General features: G+C 56.7%; 26 protein-coding genes and 4 tRNA genes. 19 read left to right on the forward strand and 11 right to left on the reverse strand.

Translation table 11 applies throughout. From position 1 onward, the window contains the following. The first annotated feature begins 22 nt into the window (after positions 1-22). The 5 genes from ribF to ispH all read left to right on the forward strand — a co-directional run bounded on the left by ribF (position 23) and on the right by ispH (position 5,756). Positions 23-973, forward strand: a complete 951-nt coding sequence (ribF, locus tag ACP7A4_RS01175; protein ID WP_426245207.1) for a bifunctional riboflavin kinase/FAD synthetase — start codon at positions 23-25, stop codon at positions 971-973. Next, positions 970-3,801 carry an isoleucine--tRNA ligase gene (gene ileS, locus ACP7A4_RS01180; protein ID WP_203302245.1) on the forward strand — a complete coding sequence of 944 codons (2,832 nt, stop codon included), beginning with the start codon at positions 970-972 and terminating at the stop codon, positions 3,799-3,801. Before ribF ends, ileS begins: the two co-directional genes overlap by 4 nt. Further along, positions 3,794-4,312: a signal peptidase II gene (gene lspA / locus ACP7A4_RS01185; protein WP_048362460.1), complete on the forward strand. Its 519-nt coding sequence runs from the start codon at positions 3,794-3,796 to the stop codon at positions 4,310-4,312. Before ileS ends, lspA begins: the two co-directional genes overlap by 8 nt. Then, a complete protein-coding gene (locus ACP7A4_RS01190; protein WP_048362461.1) occupies positions 4,305-4,742 on the forward strand; it encodes an FKBP-type peptidyl-prolyl cis-trans isomerase in 438 nt (145 codons plus the stop codon). The genes lspA and ACP7A4_RS01190 overlap by 8 nt, the downstream gene beginning before the upstream one ends. A gap of 66 nt (positions 4,743-4,808) precedes the next feature. After that, positions 4,809-5,756, forward strand: a complete 948-nt coding sequence (gene ispH, locus ACP7A4_RS01195) for a 4-hydroxy-3-methylbut-2-enyl diphosphate reductase (protein ID WP_426245210.1) — start codon at positions 4,809-4,811, stop codon at positions 5,754-5,756. On the opposite strand, the gene ACP7A4_RS01200 is transcribed toward ispH, so the two are convergent. Beyond that, positions 5,753-6,274: a GspH/FimT family pseudopilin gene (locus tag ACP7A4_RS01200; RefSeq protein WP_256209886.1), complete on the reverse strand. Its 522-nt coding sequence runs from the start codon at positions 6,272-6,274 to the stop codon at positions 5,753-5,755. The two genes, ispH and ACP7A4_RS01200, sit on opposite strands and share 4 nt — an antisense overlap. Before the next feature lie 247 nt (positions 6,275-6,521). Here ACP7A4_RS01200 and pilV point away from each other — a divergent pair, with 247 nt between their 5' ends. Genes pilV through thiO form a run of 5 tightly spaced genes read left to right on the forward strand, consistent with a single transcriptional unit; the run spans position 6,522 to position 9,783 of the window. After that, complete coding sequence (pilV, locus tag ACP7A4_RS01205) at positions 6,522-7,004, forward strand: type IV pilus modification protein PilV (protein WP_426245212.1); 483 nt, start codon at positions 6,522-6,524, stop codon at positions 7,002-7,004. 13 nt (positions 7,005-7,017) lie between these two features. Then, positions 7,018-7,686 carry a PilW family protein gene (locus ACP7A4_RS01210; RefSeq protein WP_426245214.1) on the forward strand — a complete coding sequence of 223 codons (669 nt, stop codon included), beginning with the start codon at positions 7,018-7,020 and terminating at the stop codon, positions 7,684-7,686. A gap of 9 nt (positions 7,687-7,695) precedes the next feature. Continuing rightward, on the forward strand, positions 7,696-8,238 hold the full coding sequence (locus tag ACP7A4_RS01215; RefSeq protein WP_059763997.1) for a pilus assembly PilX family protein: 543 nt from the start codon (positions 7,696-7,698) through the stop codon (positions 8,236-8,238). A gap of 10 nt (positions 8,239-8,248) precedes the next feature. Next, positions 8,249-8,650 (forward strand): type IV pilin protein, encoded by a 402-nt coding sequence (locus tag ACP7A4_RS01220; protein ID WP_203302248.1) that lies wholly within the window; start codon positions 8,249-8,251, stop codon positions 8,648-8,650. 32 nt (positions 8,651-8,682) lie between these two features. After that, positions 8,683-9,783, forward strand: a complete 1,101-nt coding sequence (gene thiO, locus ACP7A4_RS01225) for a glycine oxidase ThiO (protein WP_426245217.1) — start codon at positions 8,683-8,685, stop codon at positions 9,781-9,783. Positions 9,784-10,493: 710 nt separating this feature from the next. Here thiO and ACP7A4_RS01230 read toward each other — a convergent pair. Continuing rightward, positions 10,494-10,721, reverse strand: coding sequence for a PP0621 family protein (locus tag ACP7A4_RS01230; protein WP_048362469.1), 228 nt, complete (start codon positions 10,719-10,721; stop codon positions 10,494-10,496). Positions 10,722-10,839: 118 nt separating this feature from the next. Beyond that, on the reverse strand, positions 10,840-11,853 hold the full coding sequence (locus ACP7A4_RS01235) for an outer membrane protein assembly factor BamD (RefSeq protein WP_048401365.1): 1,014 nt from the start codon (positions 11,851-11,853) through the stop codon (positions 10,840-10,842). Between the two features lie 148 nt (positions 11,854-12,001). Between ACP7A4_RS01235 and rluD the strand changes: the two genes are divergently transcribed. The 7 genes from rluD (at position 12,002) to ACP7A4_RS01270 (ending at position 17,104) form a co-directional block, all read left to right on the forward strand. Beyond that, positions 12,002-12,964, forward strand: coding sequence for a 23S rRNA pseudouridine(1911/1915/1917) synthase RluD (rluD, locus tag ACP7A4_RS01240; protein ID WP_048363011.1), 963 nt, complete (start codon positions 12,002-12,004; stop codon positions 12,962-12,964). After that, positions 12,961-13,695 carry a peptidoglycan editing factor PgeF gene (gene pgeF / locus ACP7A4_RS01245; RefSeq protein WP_426245219.1) on the forward strand — a complete coding sequence of 245 codons (735 nt, stop codon included), beginning with the start codon at positions 12,961-12,963 and terminating at the stop codon, positions 13,693-13,695. The genes rluD and pgeF overlap by 4 nt, the downstream gene beginning before the upstream one ends. Before the next feature lie 120 nt (positions 13,696-13,815). Then, positions 13,816-16,380 carry an ATP-dependent chaperone ClpB gene (clpB, locus tag ACP7A4_RS01250; RefSeq protein WP_048362472.1) on the forward strand — a complete coding sequence of 855 codons (2,565 nt, stop codon included), beginning with the start codon at positions 13,816-13,818 and terminating at the stop codon, positions 16,378-16,380. A gap of 310 nt (positions 16,381-16,690) precedes the next feature. After that, positions 16,691-16,766: transfer RNA gene (locus tag ACP7A4_RS01255), tRNA-Asn, on the forward strand. 9 nt (positions 16,767-16,775) lie between these two features. Beyond that, positions 16,776-16,852 (forward strand) — tRNA-Pro (locus ACP7A4_RS01260). 5 nt (positions 16,853-16,857) lie between these two features. Further along, positions 16,858-16,933, forward strand: a tRNA-Lys gene (locus ACP7A4_RS01265). Positions 16,934-17,027: 94 nt separating this feature from the next. Beyond that, a tRNA-Pro gene (locus ACP7A4_RS01270) sits at positions 17,028-17,104 on the forward strand. 286 nt (positions 17,105-17,390) lie between these two features. Here the strand turns inward: ACP7A4_RS01270 and ACP7A4_RS01275 are convergent. Continuing rightward, positions 17,391-18,920 carry an amino acid permease gene (locus tag ACP7A4_RS01275; protein WP_048362473.1) on the reverse strand — a complete coding sequence of 510 codons (1,530 nt, stop codon included), beginning with the start codon at positions 18,918-18,920 and terminating at the stop codon, positions 17,391-17,393. 24 nt (positions 18,921-18,944) lie between these two features. After that, positions 18,945-19,889 carry a glutaminase A gene (glsA, locus tag ACP7A4_RS01280; protein WP_203302251.1) on the reverse strand — a complete coding sequence of 315 codons (945 nt, stop codon included), beginning with the start codon at positions 19,887-19,889 and terminating at the stop codon, positions 18,945-18,947. Between the two features lie 168 nt (positions 19,890-20,057). Here glsA and ACP7A4_RS01285 point away from each other — a divergent pair, with 168 nt between their 5' ends. Further along, positions 20,058-21,455, forward strand: a complete 1,398-nt coding sequence (locus tag ACP7A4_RS01285) for a glutamate decarboxylase (protein WP_059761487.1) — start codon at positions 20,058-20,060, stop codon at positions 21,453-21,455. Between the two features lie 71 nt (positions 21,456-21,526). On the opposite strand, the gene ACP7A4_RS01290 is transcribed toward ACP7A4_RS01285, so the two are convergent. The 4 genes from ACP7A4_RS01290 to ACP7A4_RS01305 all read right to left on the reverse strand — a co-directional run bounded on the left by ACP7A4_RS01290 (position 21,527) and on the right by ACP7A4_RS01305 (position 24,277). Then, a complete protein-coding gene (locus tag ACP7A4_RS01290; protein ID WP_059761488.1) occupies positions 21,527-22,828 on the reverse strand; it encodes an NAD(P)/FAD-dependent oxidoreductase in 1,302 nt (433 codons plus the stop codon). 66 nt (positions 22,829-22,894) lie between these two features. Next, positions 22,895-23,068, reverse strand: a complete 174-nt coding sequence (locus ACP7A4_RS01295) for a DUF3094 family protein (RefSeq protein ID WP_048362477.1) — start codon at positions 23,066-23,068, stop codon at positions 22,895-22,897. A gap of 55 nt (positions 23,069-23,123) precedes the next feature. Beyond that, a complete protein-coding gene (locus tag ACP7A4_RS01300; protein ID WP_059761489.1) occupies positions 23,124-23,651 on the reverse strand; it encodes an MOSC domain-containing protein in 528 nt (175 codons plus the stop codon). Further along, complete coding sequence (locus ACP7A4_RS01305) at positions 23,648-24,277, reverse strand: DUF1780 domain-containing protein (protein WP_059761490.1); 630 nt, start codon at positions 24,275-24,277, stop codon at positions 23,648-23,650. The genes ACP7A4_RS01300 and ACP7A4_RS01305 overlap by 4 nt, the downstream gene beginning before the upstream one ends. 131 nt (positions 24,278-24,408) lie before the next feature. Here ACP7A4_RS01305 and ACP7A4_RS01310 point away from each other — a divergent pair, with 131 nt between their 5' ends. Further along, on the forward strand, positions 24,409-25,095 hold the full coding sequence (locus ACP7A4_RS01310; RefSeq protein ID WP_048362480.1) for an energy-coupling factor ABC transporter permease: 687 nt from the start codon (positions 24,409-24,411) through the stop codon (positions 25,093-25,095). A gap of 95 nt (positions 25,096-25,190) precedes the next feature. On the opposite strand, the gene yacG is transcribed toward ACP7A4_RS01310, so the two are convergent. Beyond that, a complete protein-coding gene (gene yacG, locus ACP7A4_RS01315; protein ID WP_059761491.1) occupies positions 25,191-25,394 on the reverse strand; it encodes a DNA gyrase inhibitor YacG in 204 nt (67 codons plus the stop codon). Next, positions 25,391-26,014, reverse strand: coding sequence for a dephospho-CoA kinase (gene coaE / locus ACP7A4_RS01320; protein WP_426245225.1), 624 nt, complete (start codon positions 26,012-26,014; stop codon positions 25,391-25,393). Before coaE ends, yacG begins: the two co-directional genes overlap by 4 nt.

Genomic DNA, 26,014 nt, shown 5'->3' on the forward strand with positions numbered 1-26,014 from the left:
CTTTATGAGCAAGAAGCGCGTTATGCAGCTGGTTCGAGGCCTTCACAATCTGCGGCCCCAACATCGGGGCTGTGTCGCCACTATTGGCAACTTTGACGGTGTACACCGTGGTCACCAGGCAATCCTGGGTCGGCTGCGCGAACGTGCACTGGAGTTGGGTGTGCCCAGCTGCGTGGTGATTTTTGAACCGCAGCCGCGCGAATTTTTTGCCCCTGAAACCGCTCCGGCCCGCTTGGCACGCTTGCGTGACAAGTTGCAGTTGCTGGCTGACGAAGGCGTTGATCGCGTACTGTGCCTGGCGTTCAACCAGCGTTTAAGCAAGCTCAGCGCCGCTGAGTTTGTGGACACGATTCTGGTGGACGGCTTGGGTGTGCAGCACCTGGAGGTCGGTGACGACTTCCGTTTTGGCTGCGACCGGGTGGGCGATTTTGACTTCCTGCAACAGGCAGGCGCCCTGCAGGGCTTTACTGTAGAAGCGGCGCAAACCGTTGAGCTGGATAGCCTGCGAGTCAGCAGCACCAAGGTGCGTGATGCGTTGGCCAATGCCGACTTTACCCTTGCTGAGCGTCTGTTGGGGCGTCCTTTTCAGATTGCCGGACGCGTGTTGCATGGGCAAAAACTGGCGCGCCAATTGGGCACGCCAACGGCCAATATTCAGTTAAAGCGTCGCCGTGTGCCGCTCACCGGGGTGTATCTGGTCAGTGTTGAGATCGACGGAAAAACGTGGTCCGGTGTCGCCAATATTGGCGTACGGCCATCAGTTGCAGGGGATGGCAGTGCCCATCTCGAAGTACATCTATTGGATTTCGCTGGCGATTTGTATGGCCAGCGTCTGACCGTGGCATTCCACCACAAGCTGCGTGATGAGCAGCGTTTTGCCTCTCTGGAGGCGCTCAAGACGGCGATCAATGCGGACGTCGCCGCCGCCCGAGCCTATTGGCTGGGTCAACCGCTTAAAAAGAGCCTGAAATGACCGACTACAAAGCCACGCTAAACCTTCCGGACACAGCCTTCCCAATGAAGGCCGGCCTGCCACAGCGCGAACCGCAAATTTTGCAGCGCTGGGACAGCATTGGCCTGTACGGGAAGTTGCGCGAGATTGGCAAGGATCGTCCGAAGTTCGTACTTCACGACGGTCCTCCCTACGCCAACGGCACGATTCACATCGGTCATGCGCTGAACAAAATCCTCAAGGACATGATCATCCGTTCCAAAACCCTCTCGGGTTTTGATGCGCCGTACGTGCCGGGCTGGGATTGCCACGGTTTGCCGATTGAGCACAAAGTTGAAGTGACTCACGGTAAAAACCTGCCCGCGGATAAAACCCGCGAGCTGTGCCGTGCCTACGCCACTGAGCAGATCGAAGGGCAAAAAACCGAGTTTATCCGTTTGGGTGTACTGGGCGACTTCGCTAACCCGTACAAAACCATGGACTTCAAGAACGAAGCCGGTGAAATCCGCGCCCTGGCCGAAATCGTCAAGGCGGGCTTCGTGTTCAAGGGCCTCAAGCCTGTGAACTGGTGTTTTGACTGTGGCTCGGCGCTGGCTGAAGCCGAAGTCGAATATCAGGACAAAAAATCCGCTGCCATCGACGTAGCCTTCCAGGTTGCCGACGAGGCCAAACTGGCTGAAGCCTTTGGTTTGGCAGCCCTGAGCAAGCCGACGTCGATTGTGATCTGGACCACCACCCCGTGGACCATCCCGGCCAACCAGGCGCTCAACGTTCACCCCGAATTCACCTACGCGCTGGTCGATGTGGGTGACAAGTACCTGGTTCTGGCTGAAGAGCTGGTTGAGTCGAGCCTGGCGCGCTACAACCTGCAAGGTTCGGTGATCGCCACCACCACCGGCTCTGCGCTGGAGCTGATTAATTTCCGTCACCCGTTCTACGACCGTCTGTCGCCTGTTTACCTGGCCGAGTACGTTGAGCTGGGTGCGGGCACCGGCGTGGTTCACTCCGCACCGGCTTACGGTGTAGACGACTTCGTGACCTGCAAAGCTTATGGCATGGTCAATGACGACATCATCAACCCGGTTCAGAGCAACGGCGTGTATGTACCGTCGCTGGAGTTCTTCGGTGGCCAGTTCATCTGGAAGGCTAACCAGAACATCATCGACAAGCTGACTGAAGTCGGCTCGCTGATGTTTACCGAAACCATCAGCCACAGCTACATGCACTGCTGGCGTCACAAGACCCCGCTGATCTACCGCGCCACCGCGCAATGGTTCATCGGCATGGACAAAGAACCGGTTGCCGGCGACACCCTGCGTACCCGTGCGTTGCAGGCCATTGAAGACACCCAGTTCGTTCCGGCCTGGGGCCAGGCGCGCCTGCATTCGATGATCGCCAACCGTCCCGACTGGTGCATCTCGCGTCAGCGCAACTGGGGCGTGCCGATCCCGTTCTTCCTGAACAAGGAAAGCGGCGAGCTGCACCCGCGTACCGTCGAAATGATGGAAGAAGTGGCCAAGCGCGTTGAGCTGGAAGGCATTGAAGCCTGGTTCAAGATGGACGCTGCCGAGCTGCTGGGCGACGAAGCGCCGCTGTACGACAAAATCTGCGACACGCTGGACGTGTGGTTCGATTCGGGCACCACGCACTGGCACGTCCTGCGCGGTTCGCACCCAATGGGCCACGAAACCGGTCCGCGTGCCGATCTCTACCTTGAAGGTTCCGACCAGCACCGTGGCTGGTTCCACTCCTCCTTGCTGACCGGTTGCGCCATCGACAACCACGCGCCGTACCGCGAGCTGCTGACCCACGGCTTCACCGTGGACGAAGCCGGTCGCAAGATGTCCAAGTCGTTGGGCAACGTGATTGCACCGCAGAAAGTCAACGATACCCTGGGCGCTGACATCATGCGTCTGTGGGTGGCATCGACCGACTACTCGGGCGAGATCGCCGTGTCCGACCAGATCCTGCAACGTAGCGCGGATGCCTACCGCCGTATCCGTAACACCGCACGCTTCCTGCTGTCGAACCTGACCGGTTTCAACCCGGCCACTGACATCTTGCCTGCTGAAGAAATGCTGGCACTGGATCGTTGGGCGGTTGACCGCGCACTGTTGCTGCAACGCGAGCTGGAACTTCACTACGGTGAATACCGCTTCTGGAACGTGTACTCCAAAGTGCACAACTTCTGCGTGCAAGAGCTGGGCGGTTTCTACCTCGACATCATCAAGGACCGTCAATACACCACGGGCGCCAACAGCAAGGCCCGTCGTTCGTGCCAGACCGCACTGTTCCACATCTCTGAAGCACTGGTGCGCTGGATCGCTCCGATCCTGGCCTTCACCGCCGACGAGTTGTGGCAATACCTGCCGGGCGAGCGCAACGAATCCGTAATGCTCAATACCTGGTACCAGGGCCTGAGCGAAATGCCAGAAGGCACCGAGCTGGGCCGTGCCTACTGGGAACGGATCATGGCAGTCAAAGTGGCGGTCAACAAAGAGATGGAGAACCTGCGTGCGGCCAAAGCCATTGGCGGCAACTTGCAGGCTGAAGTCACCTTGTTCGCCGAAGATGAACTGGCCGCCGACCTGACCAAGCTGAGCAACGAACTGCGCTTCGTACTGATCACCTCCACGGCCAGTGTCGCGCCGTTTGCATCGGCTCCGGCAGATGCAGTGATCACTGAAGTGGCGGGCCTCAAGCTCAAAGTGGTCAAGTCCGCTCACGCCAAGTGCGCGCGTTGCTGGCATTGCCGCGAAGACGTGGGTATTGATCCACAGCACCCGGAAATCTGCGGTCGTTGCGTAGACAACATCAGCGGCGCGGGCGAGGTACGTCACTATGCCTAACACCAGCACTGCCGGGCGCTTCGGGCGCCTGGGCTGGCTGTGGTTGACCCTGCTGGTTCTGGTCATTGACCAGGCCAGCAAGGTCTATTTCGACGGCGCCTTACAGATGTACCAACAGATCGTCATCATCCCTGACTACTTCAGTTGGACTTTGGCCTACAACACTGGCGCCGCTTTCAGCTTTCTGGCTGACAGCGCAGGCTGGCAGCGTTGGCTGTTTGCCCTGATCGCCGTCGTGGTCAGTGCCGTGCTGGTGGTCTGGCTCAAGCGTCTGGGTCGTGATGACACGTGGCTAGCCATTGCGCTGGCCCTGATTCTGGGCGGCGCGTTGGGTAACTTGTATGACCGCATTGCTTACGGCCATGTGATCGATTTCATTCTGGTGCACTGGCAAAATCGCTGGTACTTCCCTGCATTCAACTTCGCTGACAGTGCGATTTGTGTAGGCGCCGTGATGCTGGCACTGGATATGTTCAAAAGTAAAAAGTCCGGAGAACCCGTTCATGACTGAGCCTCGTATTGGCCAGAACACGGAAGTCACCCTGCATTTCGCTTTACGCCTGGAGAATGGCGACACCGTCGACAGTACGTTCGACAAATCCCCTGCAACCTTCAAGGTCGGTGATGGCAACCTGTTGCCAGGTTTTGAGGCGGCTATTTTCGGCTTCAAGGCCGGTGACGTACGCACCCTGGAGATCCTTCCAGAGAACGCGTTCGGCCAGCCCAACCCGCAAAACGTGCAAATCATCCCGCGATCGCAGTTCAAGGACATGGAACTGTCCGAAGGTTTGCTGGTGATTTTCAACGATGCGGCTAACACCGAGTTGCCCGGCGTGGTCAAAGCCTTTGACGACGAGCAGGTCACCATTGATTTCAACCACCCGCTGGCAGGTAAAACCCTGACTTTCGAAGTGGATATCAAAGACGTCAAAGCGCTGTAAATCCAGTGCCCGGCTGCGGCCGGGCCTGTTTGGCATTATTTTTCTGCGCGTCCCACGAGGCCTAGCATGCACATCAAACTCGCCAACCCCCGTGGTTTTTGCGCCGGGGTGGACCGAGCGATTGAAATCGTCAATCGCGCTCTGGAAGTTTTCGGTCCGCCTATCTACGTACGCCACGAAGTGGTGCACAACAAATTTGTGGTCGAAGACCTGCGCTCCCGTGGCGCGATCTTCGTCGAAGAGCTGGACCAGGTGCCAGACGACGTGATTGTGATTTTCAGTGCACACGGCGTTTCCCAGGCTGTTCGCACCGAAGCCGCAGGGCGTGGCCTTAAAGTGTTCGACGCGACCTGCCCGTTGGTCACCAAGGTACATATCGAGGTGGCGCGCTACAGCCGCGACGGCCGCGAATGCATCCTGATCGGGCATGCCGGTCACCCTGAAGTTGAAGGCACGATGGGGCAGTACGACGCCAGCAATGGCGGTGCGATCTATCTGGTTGAAGACGAAAAAGACGTGGCCGACCTGCAAGTGCACAACCCGGAAAAACTGGCGTTCGTGACCCAGACCACTTTGTCGATGGACGATACCAGTCGTGTGATCGATGCCTTGCGTACACGCTTCCCGGCCATCGGCGGCCCGCGTAAGGATGACATTTGCTACGCCACGCAAAACCGTCAGGACGCTGTAAAGCAGTTGGCAGATGAGTGCGACGTGGTGTTGGTGGTGGGCAGCCCGAACAGCTCCAACTCCAACCGCCTGCGTGAATTGGCTGAGCGCATGGCCACGCCGGCGTATCTGATCGACGGCGCCGAAGACCTGCAACAAAGCTGGTTCGATGGCGTCCAGCGCATTGGCATCACCGCAGGCGCCTCGGCGCCCGAAGTGTTGGTACGCGGGGTAATTCAACAATTGCACGCGTGGGGTGCGACCGGCGCCGATGAGTTGGCTGGGCGCGAAGAGAACATTACGTTCTCCATGCCCAAAGAGCTGCGGGTTCGCTCCATCACTTAAGCCATTTCGCACAATGCTTGCGCCGCCATCTGGTTGCGCAGGCTGATTCTCCCGCTTTTCGCGAGCACTATCTGATAGTGGCTCAGCGCCTCTTTTGTGTGACACACATGCAGTGTCCCCGCTTGAAATGCCCCGGCATTCAGCACAGGCTCGCCGAGCGGGTTAAACCGCACGTAGTGTTTGACGGGTGAATTCCCGGCTATCAGAACGTGCAGCCCGGTGTGTCTTTCGGTGAGCACTGGATTGTTTGCATCGGTATGCCCTTGACCGCTGACGTCCAGAATCACCCTCCAGCCCTTGCTCCAATTCTCTTCCAGTGCATGGATCACTACAGATTGATGGCGTATTAACGCTTCACTGCGGGCTTTGCGCAGGCTGCTGGTCAGTTCTTGCGCAAGGGTTTGGCGTCGTTGCTGCTCAATGAGTGTGTTGTAGGCCGGACTGGCAAATTGGGCCGTAATGGCCAATATCGACAACGTAAGCAGCAACTGAATCAGGCTCATGCCTCGTTGGTACACGTTTAATCTCCCTGAAACTCAATGCCCTGATCAGTCCTAGGTATAGCTGGGTGCCCGGCTGCCGCCGATCTTTTTGGCGGTGCCAATCATTGCGCCATGTTTAGGGCTTTTAGCGTGGCTGCGGCTTACGTATTGCAGCGAAAAACCCTTCATCAGCTTCAGTCGTGTCCCGTCTGTGTGCAGTGAACTCAAGGCTAGGCTTTTGGCATGACGACACAGGACGTGTCGCCTCGGTGAATCCTCAAGGATGAATGTGATGCGGCGTTGTAACCAACACCCACAAGCGGGCATGACCTTGAGCGAAGTCTTGATTGCCACGCTGATATTAAGTGTTGGTCTTTTAGGGGCGGCAGGCGCTCAAATCAAAGCGTTGAAATACGTCGACAGCGCGCTGATGAGCACTCAGGCCAGTTTTATCGCGTATGACATGTTGGACCGCATACGGGCCAATTCGGCGGGTGATTATCGTACCTCGGCGTTGACGGCCACCCATCACGGCATCAGTGCGACCAACGTCGCGGGACAGGATCTGAATGAGTTCAAGCGCAACATCCGTCAATTTGCGGGTGACAGTGCGCGGGGCGCTATTTCGGTCAGCGAGCAGCAAGTGACCATTCACCTGGAATGGGACGATTCGCGTGCAGAAGGGCTGGATGGGGCTTTTCAGTCATTCACCCTGCGCAGCCAGTTGCTGCTTCAGCATTCAGTGCCAAGCCATGAGCAAGTCTGACGCAGGCTTCGGCTTGATCGAGTTGACGGTTGCGATGGCGTTGGGCTTGCTGCTGGTGTTGGGCATGACTCAGATCTTTTTGAGCGCCCGCGGGAGCTATTTAGCGCAAGGTGCATCCGCCCAATTACAGGAAGACGCCCGGTATGTATTGAGCAAAATTGCTCAGGAAGTCCGTATGGCCGGCATGTTCGGTTGCCTGCCGAGCGAACGGATGATCGATGCGCCTTCAGCGTTTAAAACGCCGATCTTCTGGAGGGGAACTGTGAGTGCAGGTGCGCTGCATATGATCAGCGCAGATGTGGGGCTTGTTTCCGGCAAGCCTGACTGGACCGTCGTTACAGATTGTAAAAACCGAGCTCAGGCATTTTCGGGTGCGCAATTGGCCTTAGCCCCAGGGGAAATTGGCTTCCCTATACGTCAGGTTGTTTACCTGTTTGAACAGGGCCAATTGAAAAGCGGGCTTACCAAGTCAGTACTTTTGGACAATGTAGCGGCGTTCGATGTGAGTTTTGGTATGTCCAGTTCCAGAGAGACGCAGCCCGTTGTGCACTATGAGTCCAGCCCTGTGGACCCTTCACGTATTCGCAGTGTGCGTATCGCGCTGACAATGAGAGACCCCACGTTGCGGGTCAAAGACCAGGCTTACCATGTGGTGGTCGCCTTACGTAATCGACTGGGATAGGGCAGGGGTATGGCGCTGGGCTCACGTACACAAAAAGGCATGGCGTTATTGGTCAGTCTGATTTTTTTGATGCTGCTTAGCCTGATGGGGCTTGGCGCACTCGAAAATGCCGGGCAGCAGGAAAAAATGGCAGGCAGTGTGCGGCTCGCTCATCAATCTTTTCAGGTCGCTGAAAGTGCATTGCGCATCGGGGAATCGTGGCTTCACATGCAGTGGGCTGATATGGCCGAATGCGTTTCGATAGCGCACTGCGCTCCGCCTTCTGAGGTGAAAGCACGCCTCTCGCCCGGTATTGATCCGCAATCGGGGGTGAATTGGGTGCGCGTGGCAGATGGTTTGTACGGCATCCAATTCCTGGGGCGTAGCAGCGAAGCGCTGGCCTCATCAGCGGGAGGCTCTACCCATCTGTACCGCGTAAGCGGGATTGGATTGCGAGGTCAGTCGCGCACAGTGCTAGAAACTATTTACGCCCGTTATCAAACCTCGGACGAAGGCGTTGGAATGCCTGCACGTCAGAGCTTTCGCCGGAGCATGTGGCGACAGATTCAATAGGAAATGCGCAATGTTTAGACCTGACGCAGGTTTCACCCTGATCGAATTGATGATCGCGGTGACGATCATCGGTATCCTTGGAGCCTTCGTTTACCCGCTCTACAACGATTATGTGAAGCGCGCGTATCGCGCTCAAATTGTCGTACTCCTGTCAGAGCAAGCCCAAAGTCTAGAGCGTTTTTATACGAAAAACGGGTTATATAGCGGCATGCAAGAACTCAGTGAGGGCAATGAGCACTACAACATTGCGTCGAGTCTTGCTGATCACGGGTTTGTGTTGAGCGCTATACGTAAGCAAGGTTTTGCGATGGCAACCGATCCGTGTGGAGATTTCACGCTGACGCATACCGGTTTAACCTCGATAACCCAGGCCGCCCCGAACCTCACAGCGCAGCAGTGTTGGGGGCGCTGACACTTTATTTTGATGATGGGTTGGATGCATAGATGGCTAGGCAGCAACGGGTGGTGATTGTTGGAGGCGGGGTGATAGGCCTGTTAACGGCGTTTAATCTGGCCGCCGACGTTGAACAGGTGACTTTGTTGGACCGCAACACCGTTGGGCAGGAGTCTTCATGGGCGGGCGGGGGTATTGTTTCGCCGCTTTACCCTTGGCGCTACACCCCTGCGGTCACGGCGTTGGCTCATTGGTCGCAAGATTTTTATCCGCGTTTGGCTGAGCGCTTGTTTGCCTCTACTGGCGTCGATCCTGAAGTTCATACAACGGGTTTGTACTGGCTGGATCTGGATGATGAAGCGGAGGCGTTGGCATGGGCCGAGCGTGAAGGCAGGCCTCTGAGTGCGGTGGATATTTCATCGGTTGAAAGTCGTGTGCCTGTGTTGGGTCATGGTTTTTCTCGCGCCATTTATATGAAAGACGTGGCCAATGTGCGTAACCCGCGTCTTGTTAAGTCGCTTAAGGCTGCGCTGCTGGCGATGCCCAATGTGACCATTCATGAGCAGTGTGAGGTACAGGGATTTATTCTTGATGGCACAACTATCAAGGGGGTCGACACGGCTCAAGGCCCGATGCTTGGCGATGAAGTGGTACTGGCCGCGGGTGCCTGGAGTGGCGAACTTCTCAAAATCTTGAACCTGGAGCTGCCCGTAGAACCTGTAAAAGGTCAGATGATTTTGTACAAATGCTCGTCTGATTTCTTGTCGTGTATGGTGTTGGCCAAAGGGCGCTACGCAATACCGCGTCGTGACGGCCATATTTTGATTGGTAGCACCTTGGAGCACGAAGGCTTTGATAAAACGCCTACCGAGTCGGCGCTTGAAAGCCTGAAAGCGTCGGCCGTGGAGCTGATCCCTGCGTTGGCCGATGCCCAGCCTGTGGCGCATTGGGCCGGCTTGCGGCCAGGTTCGCCTGAAGGCATACCCTATATTGGCCGGCTACCAGGCTTTGAAGGCTTGTGGTTGAATTGCGGGCACTATCGAAATGGACTGGTGTTGGCACCGGCTTCTTGCCAGTTGTTTGCCGATTTGTTACTGGGGCGAAGCCCCATCATCGACCCTGCCCCGTACACACCGCACGGGCGAGTTTAATCGTGTAGTCGCTGACGAGGCACGAGGCTGCGATCGAGTGCGCAGCGCTCGTAAACCTGATGACTGCGATGCAACTGAATCACCGGGTTGAATGGCTTTGCGACGGCTATGCCGCCGAACGCAGCCTCGCGTTACTCGTCAGCGACTACACGTTGGTGTTTCTTCGCGTTTCTTCGCGTTTTTTTGTAGTCGCTGACGAGGCACGAGGTTGCGATCGAGTGCGCAGCGCTCGTAAAGCTGATAACTGCGATATGTCTGAATCACCGGGTTGAATGGTTTTGCGACGGTTTTGCCGCCGATCACAGCCTCGCGTTACTCGTCAGCGACTACACGTTGGTGTTTCTTCGCGTTTCTTCGCGTTTTTATGTAGTCGCTGACGAGGCACGAGGCTGCGATCAAGTGCGCAGCGCTCGTAAATCTGATGACTGCGATATGTCTGAATCACCGGATTGAATGGCTTTACGACGGCTTTGCCGCCGATCACAGCCTCGCGTTACTCGTCAGCGGCTACACGTTCGCGTTTCTTCGCGTTTTTATGTAGTCGCTGACGAGGTACGAGGCTGCGATCGAGTGCGCAGCGCTCGTAAAGCTGATGACTGCGATGCGTCTGAATCACCAGGTTGAATGGCTTTACGACGGCTTTGCCGCCGAACGCAGTCTCGCATTACTCGTCAGCACCTACAGGGTTTGGCTGCGCCAGGGGAAACCAATCAGCGCTTGCCCGGGCCTTGTTCCAAATGGTTTTGGGTGCAATACCACTCTTGCTGCTGACTCAAGGCGCGGTCACGTGGCAAGTGCACACCGCAATGGGCGCAACGCACCATTGGCATAGCGCCAGGATCGACCGGCTTTTTAGTGGCTGCGAGGCTGGCCTTGTATTTACGCCAGAACCACACGCCCGCAGCAATCAGTGCCGCCCAGAACAGTAAACGAAACATGGTTATTCGCTATTCGAGAAAAGATGCGCCAGTTTAGCCAAGGACCGGGTAAGCGCCCAGCATCAAATGCAGCGCAAAAAAAAGAGTCCCGAAGGACTCTTTTTTGATGCGTTGACGATCAGTCGAAAAGACCAAGGGTCATGTAGCTGAACCACGAACGGCTGTTGGTTTCCGTTTCTGGCTCTTCGATGATGTTGCCATCAGCATCTTTTGGTTTCAGTTCAGCAGGGATTGCATCTTTTGCATCCTGGAACTGCTTCTGCACGTCTTGGTTGGCGCGGGTTTCACCCGGTGGCAGTGGTGTGCTGGACTCGATCAGCCCCAGCGTCGCCTTGCTCAACCACGAACGGTTGTCCGACTCGGACACTTGCGGTACGAACTGACCGTCAACCAGGCTTGCGTGGTTCGGGTAGTTGTCCTTGAGCACTTCAAGGCTGGTATCTGCCAGTTTGTCGAGGTGCAGGCGCTGATAAGACTCAACCATTACCGCCAGGCCGTCAGCCACCGAAGGGGTTTCCTGGAAGTTCTCAACCACATAACGGCCACGGTTAGCCGAGGCTACATACGCCTGACGCGTCAGGTAGTAGTGAGCTACGTGGATCTCGTACGCTGCCAGCAGGTTACGCAGATAAATCATGCGCTGCTTGGCGTCCGGCGCGTAACGGCTGTTGGGAAAACGGCTGGTGAGCTGGGCGAACTCGTTATAAGAGTCGCGGGCAGCACCCGGGTCACGCTTGGTCATGTCCAGCGGCAGAAAGCGTGCCAGCAGGCCAACGTCCTGGTCAAACGAGGTCAAGCCTTTAAGGTAATAGGCGTAATCAACGTTGGGATGCTGGGGGTGCAGGCGAATGAAACGCTCTGCGGCAGACTTTGCAGCTTCCGGTTCGGAGTTTTTATAGTAGGCATAGATCAGTTCAAGCTGAGCCTGGTCGGCGTAACGCCCGAACGGGTAGCGTGACTCAAGCGCCTTCAGTTTGGCGGTTGCACTGGTATAGCTGTGGTTGTCCAGATCGGCCTGTGCCTGCTGGTACAGCTCGACTTCGCTGAGGTTTTCGTCAACGACTTCCTTTGTCGACGAGCAAGCGGCGGTCAGTGCGAGGATGGCGATCAGCAGCAGGTGTCTCACTTGCATGGCGGCTTGCGTCCCTATGACGGCCGCTGTCTTGGGCGAGGCCGTCCTGTTATGATGAGCGCCCCGTGAAAAGCCTCGGGGCAAAAGACGCCGTATTTAACCACAAGCGCGCAGCCGAAACCAAAGGCTTGGCGCCGTCCTGATGAGCATGTCCGAGAAAATACTACTTCGCGCAGAGGTGCCGTCCGAATTGGGCGGCCAACGCCTCGATCAAGTCGCCGCACAATTATTCGCTGAGCACTCGCGCTCGCGCCTTTCCGCCTGGATCAAGGACGGCCGCCTCACTGTGGACGGAGGCGTCATACGTCCCCGTGACATCGTGCACGGTGGTGCCATCCTGGAGCTGACTGCCGAGCAGGAAGCCCAGGGTGAGTGGGTCGCCCAAGACATCCCCCTGGACATCGTTTACGAAGACGATGAAATCCTGGTCATCAACAAGCCTGCGGGCCTGGTGGTGCACCCGGCTGCCGGGCATGCCGATGGCACTTTGCTCAATGCGTTGCTCCATCACGTACCGGACATTGTCAATGTGCCGCGTGCGGGGATCGTGCACCGTCTGGACAAAGACACCACCGGTCTGATGGTGGTCGCCAAGACCATCCAGGCGCAGACGCAACTGGTCACCCAGTTGCAAAGCCGCAGTGTCAGCCGGATCTATGAGTGCATTGTTATCGGTGTCGTCACCGCCGGGGGCAAGATCGACGCGCCCATCGGCCGTCACGGTCAGCAACGCCAGCGCATGGCGGTAATGGAAGGCGGTAAACAGGCGGTGAGTCATTACCGCGTGCTTGAGCGCTTCCGTTCCCACACGCATGTGCGGGTCAAGCTGGAAACCGGGCGTACGCACCAGATTCGCGTGCATATGTCTCACATCAACTTCCCGTTGGTCGGAGACCCTGCCTACGGCGGTCGCTTCCGCATCCCGCCGGCAGCCAGTGTGACCATGGTCGAGTCGCTGAAAAACTTTCCGCGCCAAGCCTTGCACGCACGCTTCCTTGAGTTGGATCATCCGACGACCGGTAAGCGCATGAGCTGGGAATCACCATTGCCAGACGACTTTGTCTGGTTGCTGACCCTGCTCAAGCAAGACCGCGAGGCGTTCATCGGATGAACACCTTCCTGATTCCTGACTGGCCAGCGCCGGCAGGCATCAGGGCCTGCGTGACCACCCGTGCGAACGGTGTCAGTGTGGCGCCGTTCGACAGCTTCAATCTGGGCGATCATGTCGGCGACGATCCCGTTGCCGTCGCACATAACCGCCAGCGCCTGACCCACATTTTCGATGTGCAGCCCGCGTGGCTCAGCCAGGTTCACGGGGTTGTCGTCGCGCCTGCCGATCCGCAGCAGATTGCCGAGGCTGACGCCAGCTGGACGGCTACGCCAGGTATCGCCTGCACGGTAATGACCGCCGACTGTTTGCCTGCACTGTTCTGCGATCGTGCCGGCACCCGCGTGGCGGCCGCGCATGCGGGGTGGCGGGGGTTGGCCGCAGGTGTCCTTGAAGCCGCAGCTTTAAGCCTCAATGTTGAACCTTGTGACATATTGGTCTGGCTGGGGCCTGCCATCGGCCCGAAAGCCTTTGAAGTGGGTGGGGAGGTGCGTGACGTCTTTATAGAGGACATGCCTCACGCTGGCACCGCGTTTGTACCCAGCATCAACGCCGGGCGCTTTATGGCTGACACTTACGCGCTGGCGCGCCTGCGGTTGGCACGCTGCGGTATCACTGCGGTCTATGGCGGCGGCTTTTGTACGGTCACCGACCCACGCTTTTATTCCTACCGGCGCAGTCCTCGTACTGGCCGTTTCGCATCACTGGTCTGGATCGAATCATCCCCAGGCTGATCTGCGTCATTCGTCTTACGCTTGAAACTCCCAGAATTGCCCGCATCTACTAAGGTATCTGGCAGGTTTCTTCATTCAGGAGTTTCCATCCCTCCGGCCTGCTCATAAGGAAGGTGACGAATGCGTATAGATAGATTAACCAGCAAGTTGCAATTGGCGTTGTCCGATGCTCAGTCATTGGCTGTTGGCCATGACCATCCGGCAATTGAGCCCGCGCACTTGATGCAGGCATTGCTGGAACAGCAGGGCGGCTCGATCAAGCCTTTGCTGATGCAAGTCGGTTTTGATGTAAACAGCCTGCGTAAAGAGCTGACCAAAGAGCTCGATCAACTGCCAAAAATTCAGAATCCTACCGGCGACGTCAACATGTCGCAGGATTTGGCACGTTTGCTGAACCAGGCAGACCGTCTGGCGCAACAGAAAGGCGACCAGTACATCACCAGCGAAATCGTATTGCTGGCGGCGATGGACGATAACAGCAAGCTGGGCAAGCTGTTGCTGGGGCAGGGCGTGAGCAAAAAAGCCCTGGAAAACGCCATCAACAACCTGCGCGGCGGCGAAGCCGTCAATGACCCGAACGCTGAAGAGTCGCGCCAGGCGCTGGACAAATACACCATCGACCTGACCAAGCGTGCCGAAGAAGGCAAGCTCGACCCGGTGATTGGCCGTGACGATGAAATTCGTCGCACCATTCAAGTGTTGCAGCGTCGGACTAAAAACAACCCGGTGCTGATCGGTGAGCCTGGCGTGGGTAAAACCGCCATCGCCGAAGGTTTGGCTCAACGGATCATCAACGGTGAAGTGCCTGACGGCTTGAAAGGCAAACGCCTGCTGTCGCTGGACATTGGTGCGCTGATTGCGGGTGCCAAGTTCCGTGGCGAGTTCGAAGAGCGCCTCAAATCATTGCTCAACGAGCTGTCGAAACAGGAAGGGCAAATCATCCTGTTTATCGACGAGTTGCATGTCATGGTCGGTGCCGGTAAAGGCGAAGGCGCGATGGACGCGGGCAACATGCTCAAGCCTGCGTTGGCTCGCGGTGAGTTGCATTGCGTGGGTGCTACCACCCTCAACGAGTACCGCCAATACATTGAAAAAGACGCAGCACTTGAGCGTCGTTTCCAAAAAGTACTGGTGGATGAGCCGAGCGAAGAAGACACCATCGCCATCCTGCGTGGCCTGAAAGAGCGTTATGAGGTTCACCACAAGGTTGCGATTACGGACGGTGCGATCATTGCGGCGGCCAAACTCAGCCATCGCTACATCACCGATCGCCAGTTGCCTGACAAGGCGATTGACCTGATCGACGAAGCGGCCAGCCGTATTCGCATGGAAATTGACTCCAAGCCCGAAGTGCTGGACCGCCTGGAGCGCCGCCTGATTCAACTGAAAGTTGAAGCCCAAGCGTTGAAGAAAGAAGAAGACGAGGCAGCGAAAAAACGTCTCGAAAAATTGCAGGAAGAAATCGAGCGCCTTGAGCGTGAGTATTCCGACCTGGAAGAAATTTGGACTTCGGAAAAAGCCGAAGTGCAGGGCTCTGCCCAGATCCAGCAAAAGATCGAGCAAGCGCGTCAGGAACTGGAAGTCGCACGCCGCAGCGGTAACCTGAACCGCATGGCCGAGTTGCAGTACGGGATCATTCCTGACCTGGAACGCAGCCTGCAAATGGTCGACGAGCACAGCAAAACTGAGAACCAGTTGTTGCGCAGCAAAGTGACCGAAGAGGAAATCGCTGAAGTCGTCTCGAAATGGACCGGTATTCCCGTGTCTAAAATGCTCGAAGGCGAGCGCGACAAGCTGATGAAGATGGAAAGCTTGCTGCACCAACGTGTGATTGGTCAGGACGAGGCGGTTGTAGCCGTGTCCAATGCGGTACGTCGTTCGCGTGCAGGGTTGAGTGACCCGAACCGTCCTAGCGGCTCGTTCATGTTCCTTGGCCCAACCGGTGTCGGTAAAACCGAGTTGTGCAAGGCGCTGGCCGAGTTCCTCTTTGATACTGAAGAGGCGATGGTGCGCATCGACATGTCCGAGTTCATGGAGAAACATTCCGTGGCTCGTCTGATTGGTGCACCACCAGGCTATGTGGGCTACGAAGAGGGTGGCTACCTGACCGAAGCTGTGCGCCGCAAGCCTTACTCGGTGATTCTGCTGGACGAAGTCGAGAAGGCGCATCCGGACGTGTTCAACGTGCTGCTGCAAGTGCTTGAGGACGGTCGACTGACAGACAGCCACGGTCGTACAGTCGATTTCCGCAACACGGTGATCGTGATGACCTCCAACCTGGGGTCTGCACAGATCCAGGAGCTGGTCGGTGATCGCGAAGCGCAACGGGCTGCGGTGATGGATGCGGTGAGTACGCACTTCCGGCCGGAGTTTGTGAACCGGATCGACGAAGTGGTGATCTTCGAGCCTCTGGCCCGTGATCAGATCGCCGGTATCGCTGAGATCCAGTTGGGTCGCCTGCGCAGTCGTCTGGTTGAGCGTGACCTGAGGCTGGAATTGAGCCAGGAGGCTTTGGACAAGTTGATTGCGGTAGGTTACGACCCGGTATATGGCGCGCGGCCTCTGAAACGTGCGATCCAGCGCTGGATCGAAAACCCGCTGGCTCAACTGATTCTGTCCGGTCAGTTCCTGCCAGGCTCGACGGTCGTGGCTACGGTGAAAGACGACGAAATCGTCTTCGCCTAACGCTCTACAGCGGTGTTTTGAAGAAGGCCTCGCACTGCGAGGCCTTTTTTTAGTTTTTTTCGTTAGGGTGTTGATCCGTAAGGAAAACACTTGTAAGATGCGCCCCGCAGTAAGTCACCCGCAACGGCAACTTGGCCCAAACCAGGAAGCCCGCTAGAAGAGCTAACACATTGTCTTCTAACGAAAAATAAGGGTTGACAAGGGTTTGAAAGGTTGTAGAATGGCCCGCCTCAGAGACGTCAACGTAGCGATACGCTGAAGTCAACGAGAGTTGCAAAGAGTTACAATGTTGTAGATTGAAATATGTAGTTCCGCGATAGCTCAGTTGGTAGAGCAAATGACTGTTAATCATTGGGTCCCTGGTTCGAGTCCAGGTCGTGGAGCCATTTTCAAGCCGGGGTATAGCGCAGTCCGGTAGCGCGCCTGCTTTGGGAGCAGGATGTCAGGAGTTCGAATCCCCTTACCCCGACCATTTTTGGGTCGTTAGCTCAGTTGGTAGAGCAGTTGGCTTTTAACCAATTGGTCGTAGGTTCGAATCCCACACGACCCACCATTTTTGGCTCCAGTTGACTGGGGTTAGATCTTAAGATCAGAGGCCAAAAGCACTGATCGCAGAAGGCGCCTCTTTGAAGGTGCCTTTTTTTTACCGGGGTATAGCGCAGTCCGGTAGCGCGCCTGCTTTGGGAGCAGGATGTCAGGAGTTCGAATCCCCTTACCCCGACCATTTTCTGCCCGGCAGTAATGGGTGTAGAAAATCAGGCTCTGACGCCAATCGCGTCAAAAGCCATTAAAAAAAGCGTCCTGCGGGACGCTTTTTTTATGCCTGTAGAAAAGTCATTTGAAGCCATGTAGCCGATGACGAGTTCCGCGCGGCTACGTCGGGCAGCGCAGCGGTTGTAAATCAGCTGTCGCGACGGCTCAAAGGGTCGTGGACTCAGGATTTACAATCACCGCGCATTCGCGCGTAGCCTGCGGCACCTGCTACGTGAGCCAGGTGCGCCTGCGACGGTTCAAGCTTTGGCCGCCTTATCATCCGCGTCCTGTAGATCCTGCAATGCAGCTGAATATTGATCGGCTTCCGCCTTTGGCACCATCTGCCATGACGGTTTGCGCACCGCATAGAAGATAAAAGGCGGCACGCCAGCAATCACCAGGCCAATTAGCAAGATCCCCGCATATTCGAAAAACGGCATATGGCTGAAGTTGTTGGGCGGAATAAACCCAAAGATCAGTGCCACGCACGTCGAGAACAGCCCCAAGTAACACCAGCCATGCAGCCCTTTGAGAACAAAGCCGCGTTTAACCGTAGGTTGGGTTTTACGTAGCTTCATGGCCGCCAAAAACATAAACACATAAATAATCAGATACATCAGTGCCGCCATGGCGCTGATCATCCAAAACGCGTCGGACACGTTGTCGATAAAGATGTAAATGGTCGACAGCAAGGTCACGATGACCGCTTGCAGATACAAAATATTTTTTTGTACCCCCTTAGCGTTCACTTTTTGCAGGCTGGGCGGCAGCATCCCCGCTTTACCGACAAATAACAGGCCGGTCGACGGTCCGCCTGTCCAGGCCAACACGCCACCCAAAGCACCAATAATCAACAATACAGCCATGATTTTGGTTGCCCACGGCATGCCAAAGCCCTCGAAGAACGCGGCATACGCTTGAATCACACCAGCGGTGAGGCTGGTTGAATCGGCGGGCACGACCAGTGAAATCGCCACGGTAGGCGGGATAAACACCAGCATGATCAACACAAACGCTAGCAAGATAGCCCGCGGCATTTCTTTTTGCGGATTACGCAGCTCGCGGGCGTGAATGGCGTTCATTTCGATACCGGCAAATGCCAGAAAGTTACCCACAATCAACACCAGCCCCGAGATGGAGCCGGTGAACTCGCGCCACAGATCGCCGTGCAAATTATGCGCACCGGACTTCACGGTTTGGTGGGTGTCAAAAATGGTAGGGATCAAGGCATCCCAGGTCAGTGGGGTCGCCGATTTATGCCCCAATACCAACCACGCAACGCCTAATATCACCAGCAACGCGGCGGGTAGCGCAGTACCCAGTAGCATGAACCACGACGTCAGCTTGGACAGCGTGGTCATGCCGTTCAGCGTGATAAACGTCGACATCCAATACAGCACGATGATCACCGTGGCGGTAAAAACGCCACTTTTGGCCAACTCAGGATTTATGAGATAGGCCATGGTGCTCGCGCCGAACCCCAGCACGATGGGATACCACACCACCACTTGAATCCACATGAACCACATGATGAAAAAGCCGGGCCTATCGCCATATGCCTGGCGTACCCAGCCATAAATTCCGCCGTTCCAGCCCGTACCCAGTTCAGAGGCGACCAGCGATACGGGGATGAAGAACAACAGCGCCGGGATGATGTACAAAAAAACCGAACCCAGGCCATACACCGCCATGCTCGGCAGTGAACGGATACTGGCCACTGCGGCGACCATCATGAAGCAGATGGTCAGCCATGAGATGTAAGTTTTAGCCTTGCTGGTGGTAGCCATAACGTCACCCTCCATGTCGCGTGATTAATCCAGCAGGCTCAAATTGAGCGTGCGGCTGAGGTGCTCGGCGGCCAGTTGGCCGCGAACGCTGTTGCCCGCTACATCCAGTGGTGGCGCAAACGCTGCGATTGCACAGACACCCGGCACCACGGCCAGAATCCCGCCGCCCACTCCGCTTTTGCCAGGCAGGCCGACTTTGTAATACCAGTCGCCCGTGGTGTCATACAGGCCATTCAAAGTCATTTCGGCCAATATAGGGGCGACGTTTTTGGCCTCGACCACGCGTTGTTGCGTCACCGGGTTGACCCCGCGATTGGCCAGCGTTGCGCCCATCGTCACCAAATCGCGGCAGGTAATGGCCACCGAGCATTGACGGGTATATACGTCGCACACTTGCATTGGATCGGCATGCATGTAGCCGTAGCTCTGAAGCAGCCAGGCAATCCCCCGGTTGTGCTGATTGCTCGACGCTTCGGACGCATACACCTCTTCGTTTACTGCCAGTTCGTGTCCGGCAAACGCGTTGTAGGTCGCGTGAATTTTCTCCCAGTGCTCTTTTGCCGTCTGGGCCTTGAGCAAGCTCACGGTGGCCATTGCCCCGGCGTTGACGAATGGGTTGAGCGGTCGCCCCTTATGCAGCTCCAGCGCTACCACCGAGTTGAAAGGTTCGCCCGTGGGGTCACAGCCAATCTTGCTGCGCAAGGACTGCGGCCCAATGTCATCCAGTACATGGGCCAGGGTAAATACCTTGGAAATCGACTCGATGGCAAAGGCGTAATCGGTGTCACCGACCTCGGCATGGGTGCCATCACAAAACATGATGCTGATGCCGAACAGGTTGGCCGGGACTGAAGCCAGGTACGGGATGTAGCTGGCATTTTTACCGTGGTGGTTGCTGGCAAAGCGTTGATGGGCTGTTTGCAGTGCGTGAGTCACTGAATCGTCAACCGTGGTGGGTTGTATTTTCATTGCGCTCGCTCCGTGCGGACGATGGGTCGCGAGGAACTATAGGACGGAATTCGGGGACATGCCCGCAGGCAGGGCAAAGTCGAAATGCTTGTCTATGCTGTTAGCCCAACGCTGAGCCAGTGAGAGGAGGTCGGCCCAGCCACTGTCGATTACACAAGGAGAGTTCACATGGCGCTGCACCGAATCAAACGTCATCGCGACACCGACCCCGTTTTTGGCTCATCGGCACTGGCCCATGCCGCAGCAACCAAATTGTTCCCCGAGGCAGAGCAATCTGCGCGTGAGGTTTACCAACTGGTTCATGACGAGTTGTACCTGGACGGTAACGCTCGCCAGAACCTCGCGACTTTCTGCCAGACCTGGGAAGAAGACGAAGTTCACAAACTCATGGACCTGTCGATCGACAAGAACATGATCGACAAGGACGAGTACCCGCAGTCCGCCGAGCTTGAAAGTCGGTGTATCCACATGCTTGCCGACTTATGGCATTCGCCTGCTGCCGCGACCACCATCGGCACGTCCACGGTAGGTTCCAGCGAAGCGTGCATGCTCGGAGGCCTGGCCGCCCTGTGGCGCTGGCGTGCAGCCCGCAAAACCGCAGGCAAACCGACCACCACTCCGAATATGGTCTGCGGACCGGTTCAAGTGTGCTGGCATAAATTTGCGCGTTATTGGGACGTTGAAATTCGCGAAGTGCCCATGTCAGAAGGGCAATGGTTCATGACCCCGCAGGACATGCTCGAACGAGTCGATGAAAACACCATCGTGGTGGTCCCGACTTTTGGCCAAACCTTTACGGGCCTGTATGAAACGGTGAAGCCGCTTTCTGATGCGCTGGATGATCTTGAAAAGCGCAACGGTCTGAACGTGGCAATTCACGTCGACGGGGCAAGTGGCGCAATGCTGGCCCCGTTCTGTGCGCCGGACATTGAGTGGGACTTCCGCCTGTCGCGGGTCAAGTCCATCAGCACCTCAGGGCATAAGTTCGGTTTAGCTCCGCTGGGTGCAGGCTGGGTGGTATGGCGCGATGCGCAGGACTTACCTGAGGGTCTGATTTTTCATGTGAATTATCTGGGCGGAGACATGCCGACATTCGCCCTCAACTTTTCGCGTCCGGCGGGGCAGATCATTGCGCAGTACTACAACTTTTTGCGTTTAGGCCGTGAAGGGTATGAGCGGATTCACTCGGCGTGCTACGAAACTGCGCAGTTTTTAGCGCGTGAACTGGTCAAAATCGGGCCGTTTGAAATGCTCTATAACGGTGATCCGCAGTTGGGGATTCCGGCGTTGACCTGGCGACTGAAGCCGGGCGCTAACGCCAATTTTTCGCTGTACGACTTGGCAGACCGTTTGCGCATACGCGGATGGCTCGTCCCGGCATATAGCCTGCCGGCAAACGTTGAAAAGGTAGTCGTGCAAAGGATTTTGGTGCGTCAGGGCTTGTCGATCGACATGGCCAAGCTGTTGCTGGCGGACTTTGAGCGGGACATTAAATTCTTTGAGGAGCATCAGCCCCACGGCTTTAAAGGCCGTGAAGCTGAGGCGGGCAATCACGCCGGGCGCTAATAGCCTTGTCGCTGGCAAAGGTTGCGAGTTTTTAACCTTCGCAGCCTGCGGCAGCGACTACAGATTTAGCATTAATGCAGTTTCAGGCGCGGCTCGGTGCCGCGTCCGATTCGGCTACCCAGCATCAGCATCAAGGTGCGGAAGGTGCCGTAAAGCGCCATTTGGTGCATGCGATACAACGATATATAGAACATTCGCGCCAGCCAGCCTTCGAGCATGACGGTGCCCATCAAGCTGCCCATCAAGTTACCCACAGCCGAAAAGCTCGACAGCGAAATCAGCGAGCCGTAATCGCGGTAGTGGTAATCCGGCAGGTTGGGTTTACCTTCCAGTCGCAGTTTCAACGATTTGGCCAGCAGCGATGCTTGTTGGTGGGCCGCTTGAGCGCGAGGCGGCACCATCCGGTCTGTGCCGGGTTGCGGGCATGCCGCGCAGTCACCAAAGGCGAAAATATTGTCATCGCGGGTGGTTTGCAGGGTCGGGCGCACCACCAATTGGTTGATGCGGTTGGTTTCCAGCCCGGCAATGTCTTTCAAAAAGCCCGGCGCACGAATCCCGGCGGCCCATACCTTCAGGCTTGCAGGAATGACCTGGCCGTCTTTGGTGATCAGGCTATCGGCCGTCACTTCGCTCACGGCTGAGTTGGTCAGCACCGTGACCCCGAGTTTTTCCAGCGTCTTGTGCACAGGCCCGCCGATGCGCTCCGGCAGCGCGGGCAATACCCGCGGCCCGGCTTCGATCACGGTGATGTGCATGTTTTCGGGTTTGATTCGGTCCAGCCCATAAGCCGCCAGTTCGTGTGCGGCATTGTGCAACTCGGCCGCCAATTCAACGCCGGTAGCACCCGCACCGACGATGGCGACGCTGATGTTTTCAATGGCGTCGGTTTGGCCTGCGTGCGCGCGCAGGTAATGGTTAAGCAACTGTTGATGGAATTTTTCGGCTTGTTTGCGCGTATCCAAAAACAGGCAATGCTCAGCGGCGCCCAAGGTGCCGAAATCATTAGTGGTACTGCCCACCGCAATCACCAGCGTGTCATAGCTCAGCTCGCGTGCGGGGACCAGTTCTTCGCCATTTTCATCGAGGGTTGCCGACAATGAGATCTTTTTCGCCTCACGATCCAAACCACTCATGCGCCCCAGCTGAAACTCGAAATGGTTCCATTTGGCTTGAGCCACGTAGTTGAGTTCATCTTCGGAGGAGTTCAGCGACCCCGCAGCGACTTCATGCAGCAAGGGTTTCCAGATGTGGGTCAGGTTGGCGTCGACCAGCGTAACGCTGGCTTTGCCGCGTTTACCCAGAGTTTTGCCCAGGCGGGTCGCCAACTCCAGGCCGCCGGCGCCGCCGCCGACAATCACAATACGATGGGTCATAGGTATCACTCTCAAGGCTTGAAAAAAAATTCTGTGCTGGAGTCAGTTGGGCGAGCGCCATGCAGCTCATAGCGCCAAATAACTCAGTAGGCGGCTCAAAAAACCCATGCTGATGACCACGATCAATACCACCCCAAGGAGCAACCACGGCCTGAAGGGCCGGCGCTCAACCTGATGCTGTGGCAGTTTCAGATACTCTTCGACACGTTGTTGGTCATCTGGGTTCAAGCGACTGGACATAGCATTTGCCTCGTCAGATAGACGTTGCGGGATGTGTAAAAGCTACAGCTTTGATTCAACCGGGATGAAAAGAAGCATAGCCGCTGGGGCCTAAAGGCTCGACCCGCAGTTCGTCGTCTAGACGAATGATTCCGCTTTCTATAACCCTGGCCGTAATCCCTCCGTGGCCGCGCACGGCTTGAAACGTGCCTGCTCCCAGCCGCTGTTCAAGTCGCGCACACGGTTGGCACCAGCCCGTGGTCTCAAAAATCGCCCCGCCAATGCTGAAGCGCCGCCCTTTGAGGCTGAACAAATTGATACCGCTGACCACAATGTTGCGTCGCAAATCTTGAGGTAATACGGGGTTGTCAGCAGGTCGGCCCAGCAGCGAATTTATCACCGCCAAGTGCTCCCATTGAACCAACGTGACTTGTCGCGCATTGCGCGCACCGGGGCGGGCATGATCGCCAGTCAATCCGGCTTCGCGGCGTGCTTCTACCGCGGCAAGCTCCAACAGGTCGGCGCGCGAGGCGGGGCGCACACCGATCCAGCGTACACGCCCCGTTTGCGGTACGTGGGCGATCAGTTCTTGCAATGGGCTCACAGACTGATTCCGACATCAAAAATAATGCTGCGCCCCAAATTACTGCGCAGAAAGTCAGGGGCATCCGGTTGCGCAAACAGCACCCTGGCGAAGGTTGGCCCCACCAGCGACAGCGAGCGCCACCCCATGCGCAAATATTCGGTGGGCGGCGGGAAGTGGCTGTTGAGGTCCAGCACCTCTCGTTTGAGGCTGGAAAACGCAATGATGTCCAACTGCCCCAAGTCGATATCGCGCTCGCGGTAATTGGTGGCCTTTTTGTGCAGTGTGGGGCTGAGCCGTTGCAGCAACTTGCTAGCGGGTATGCGTTTGGGGCGGGCTTCGCGGCGTACCAATTGGCTCAATGAGTAAGCGTTGCGACGACGTTGCAGCTCGTCGCGCCATTCATCGCTCAGGCGCCGGCCTTCATCAAGGACAAAGAACACCTCAAACCGCGCATCGCGAAACAAAACGTCCGGCGGCTCGTGATCGGGTTGGGTGAAGTCTTGCGTGTGATAGCCAATATTCAAGCCTTGTAGCAGGCGCTGGCAGACCCAACGCTCACGCTCCCATTTGCGGGCATTGGACAAAAAGGCATTGGCTTGCTCGGCCTGAATGGTTAACAGGCGTAAATAATCAGAGTCATCCATGCGCGCAGCTTAGCCTCCAAACGGGTGTGACTCCAAGTGCGCGGTGTAGACTGAGCCGTATTATCCACACAGGCTTTAAACAGGGAGGATTGAGCGGTGTGCTTGAGTAAGGTTAAGTGGGGGGCACTCGTATGATTGCCGCCGAGGTGTTATCTGCCCAAACGATGGTGATCGGTTGGCTGTTGTATGTGCCCGTTGTGCTGTGGGCAGTGGCGCGAGCGCCGTGGGTAGAACTATTTAGCGATACCCGGCGTCAGCATTTGCTGTTTGGCACTGTGTTTGCGCTGTTTTTGTTGTGGCTGGTGCGGCGCGACTTTGACACCGGAGTGTCCTATCACTTCATTGGGTTGACCGTCGTTACGTTGCTGCTGGATTGGCCGTTGGCGATAGTCGGCGCGCTGATGGCGCAAACAGGGTTGGTGTTGTTGGGGCGACAGGATCTGGCCGCAATGGGCCTCAATGGCGTGTTGTTGATTGTCTTGCCGATCGCGGTGACTGAAACCTGTGCTCGTCTGGTTGAGCGTGCGCAACCACGCAATCCGTTTGTGTATATCTTTTGTTCCGGTTTTTTTGCTGCGGCCCTGGCGGCGTTGCTGTGTTTGCTGGTGGGGTTGGGGGTGTTGTGGCTGGACGGGTTGTTTGTAATGCCCGAGTGGCTGGAAGACTTTATCGGTTATTTGTGGCTGATCATCTTCCCGGAAGCGTTCATCAACGGGATGTTGGTCACGGCGCTGGTGGTGTTTTGCCCTGAGTGGCTTGAAACGTTCAATCGAACCCGCTACCTGGCGGCGCCGTGGAAGGACGATGGTCCCTCGTAAGCCCCGTAGTCGCTGCCAAGGCTGCGAGCTTTTGACATTTATCTGGAAAAGCCCGCAGCCGTCGGCAGCGACTACGGTGATGAAGGGTTTATGGATCAGTGAGTGAGCGACTCCATATCTTGCGAAAACATTTCATCTTCCGCATCCGGCATGACCGGGATTTTGTGTTCTTCGCTGGCCCAGGCACCCAGGTCGATCAGTTTGCAACGGTCCGAGCAGAAAGGCCTGAAGGCGTTGGCAGCGTCCCATTGCACGGCAGAGCCGCAGGTTGGGCAGTCTACGGTCATCGGTTTGGTCATGATTGGCCTCCACTCAAGGTTAAATAAGTTTGATGCAGGCGCTCGACTTGGGTGTGTAGCGCCTTCAGGTCTTTGTCGTTGATCAGCACATCATCGGCAAAACTCAAGCGTTCTTCGCGGCTGGCTTGGGCTTTGAGGATGGCCTGAATTTGCTCTTCGCTGGTGTTGTCACGTAATAGCGTGCGCTGGATTTGCAGCGCTTGCGGCGCATCGACCACCAGCACCCGCTGTGTTGTAGAGTGCTGCCCGGACTCGACCAACAGTGGCGATACCAAAATGGCATACGGTGACTGCGCCTTGGCCAGGTTGAGTGCGATCTCTTCACGAATTAGCGGGTGTAGCAGCGACTCCAGCCAAAGGCGTTGCTGCGGGTCGGCAAAAATCAGGCTGCGCAAGGCACCACGGTTAAGTTGGCCATCAGCCTGCAGCACGTCAGCGCCGAAATGCTCAGCTATTTTTGCCAAGGCCGCACGCCCCGGTTCAACCACCCAGCGCGCGGCGTGATCGGCGTCCACCACATGAACGCCGAGGGCAGCAAAGTGCTCGGCAGCGGCACTTTTACCACTGCCAATCCCGCCGGTCAGGCCAAGAATCCAGGGTTTCGAAGAGGCGGTATTCAT

This window comes from Pseudomonas sp. TWR3-1-1, assembly GCF_049896545.1.
GTDB lineage: Bacteria > Pseudomonadota > Gammaproteobacteria > Pseudomonadales > Pseudomonadaceae > Aquipseudomonas > Aquipseudomonas weihenstephanensis.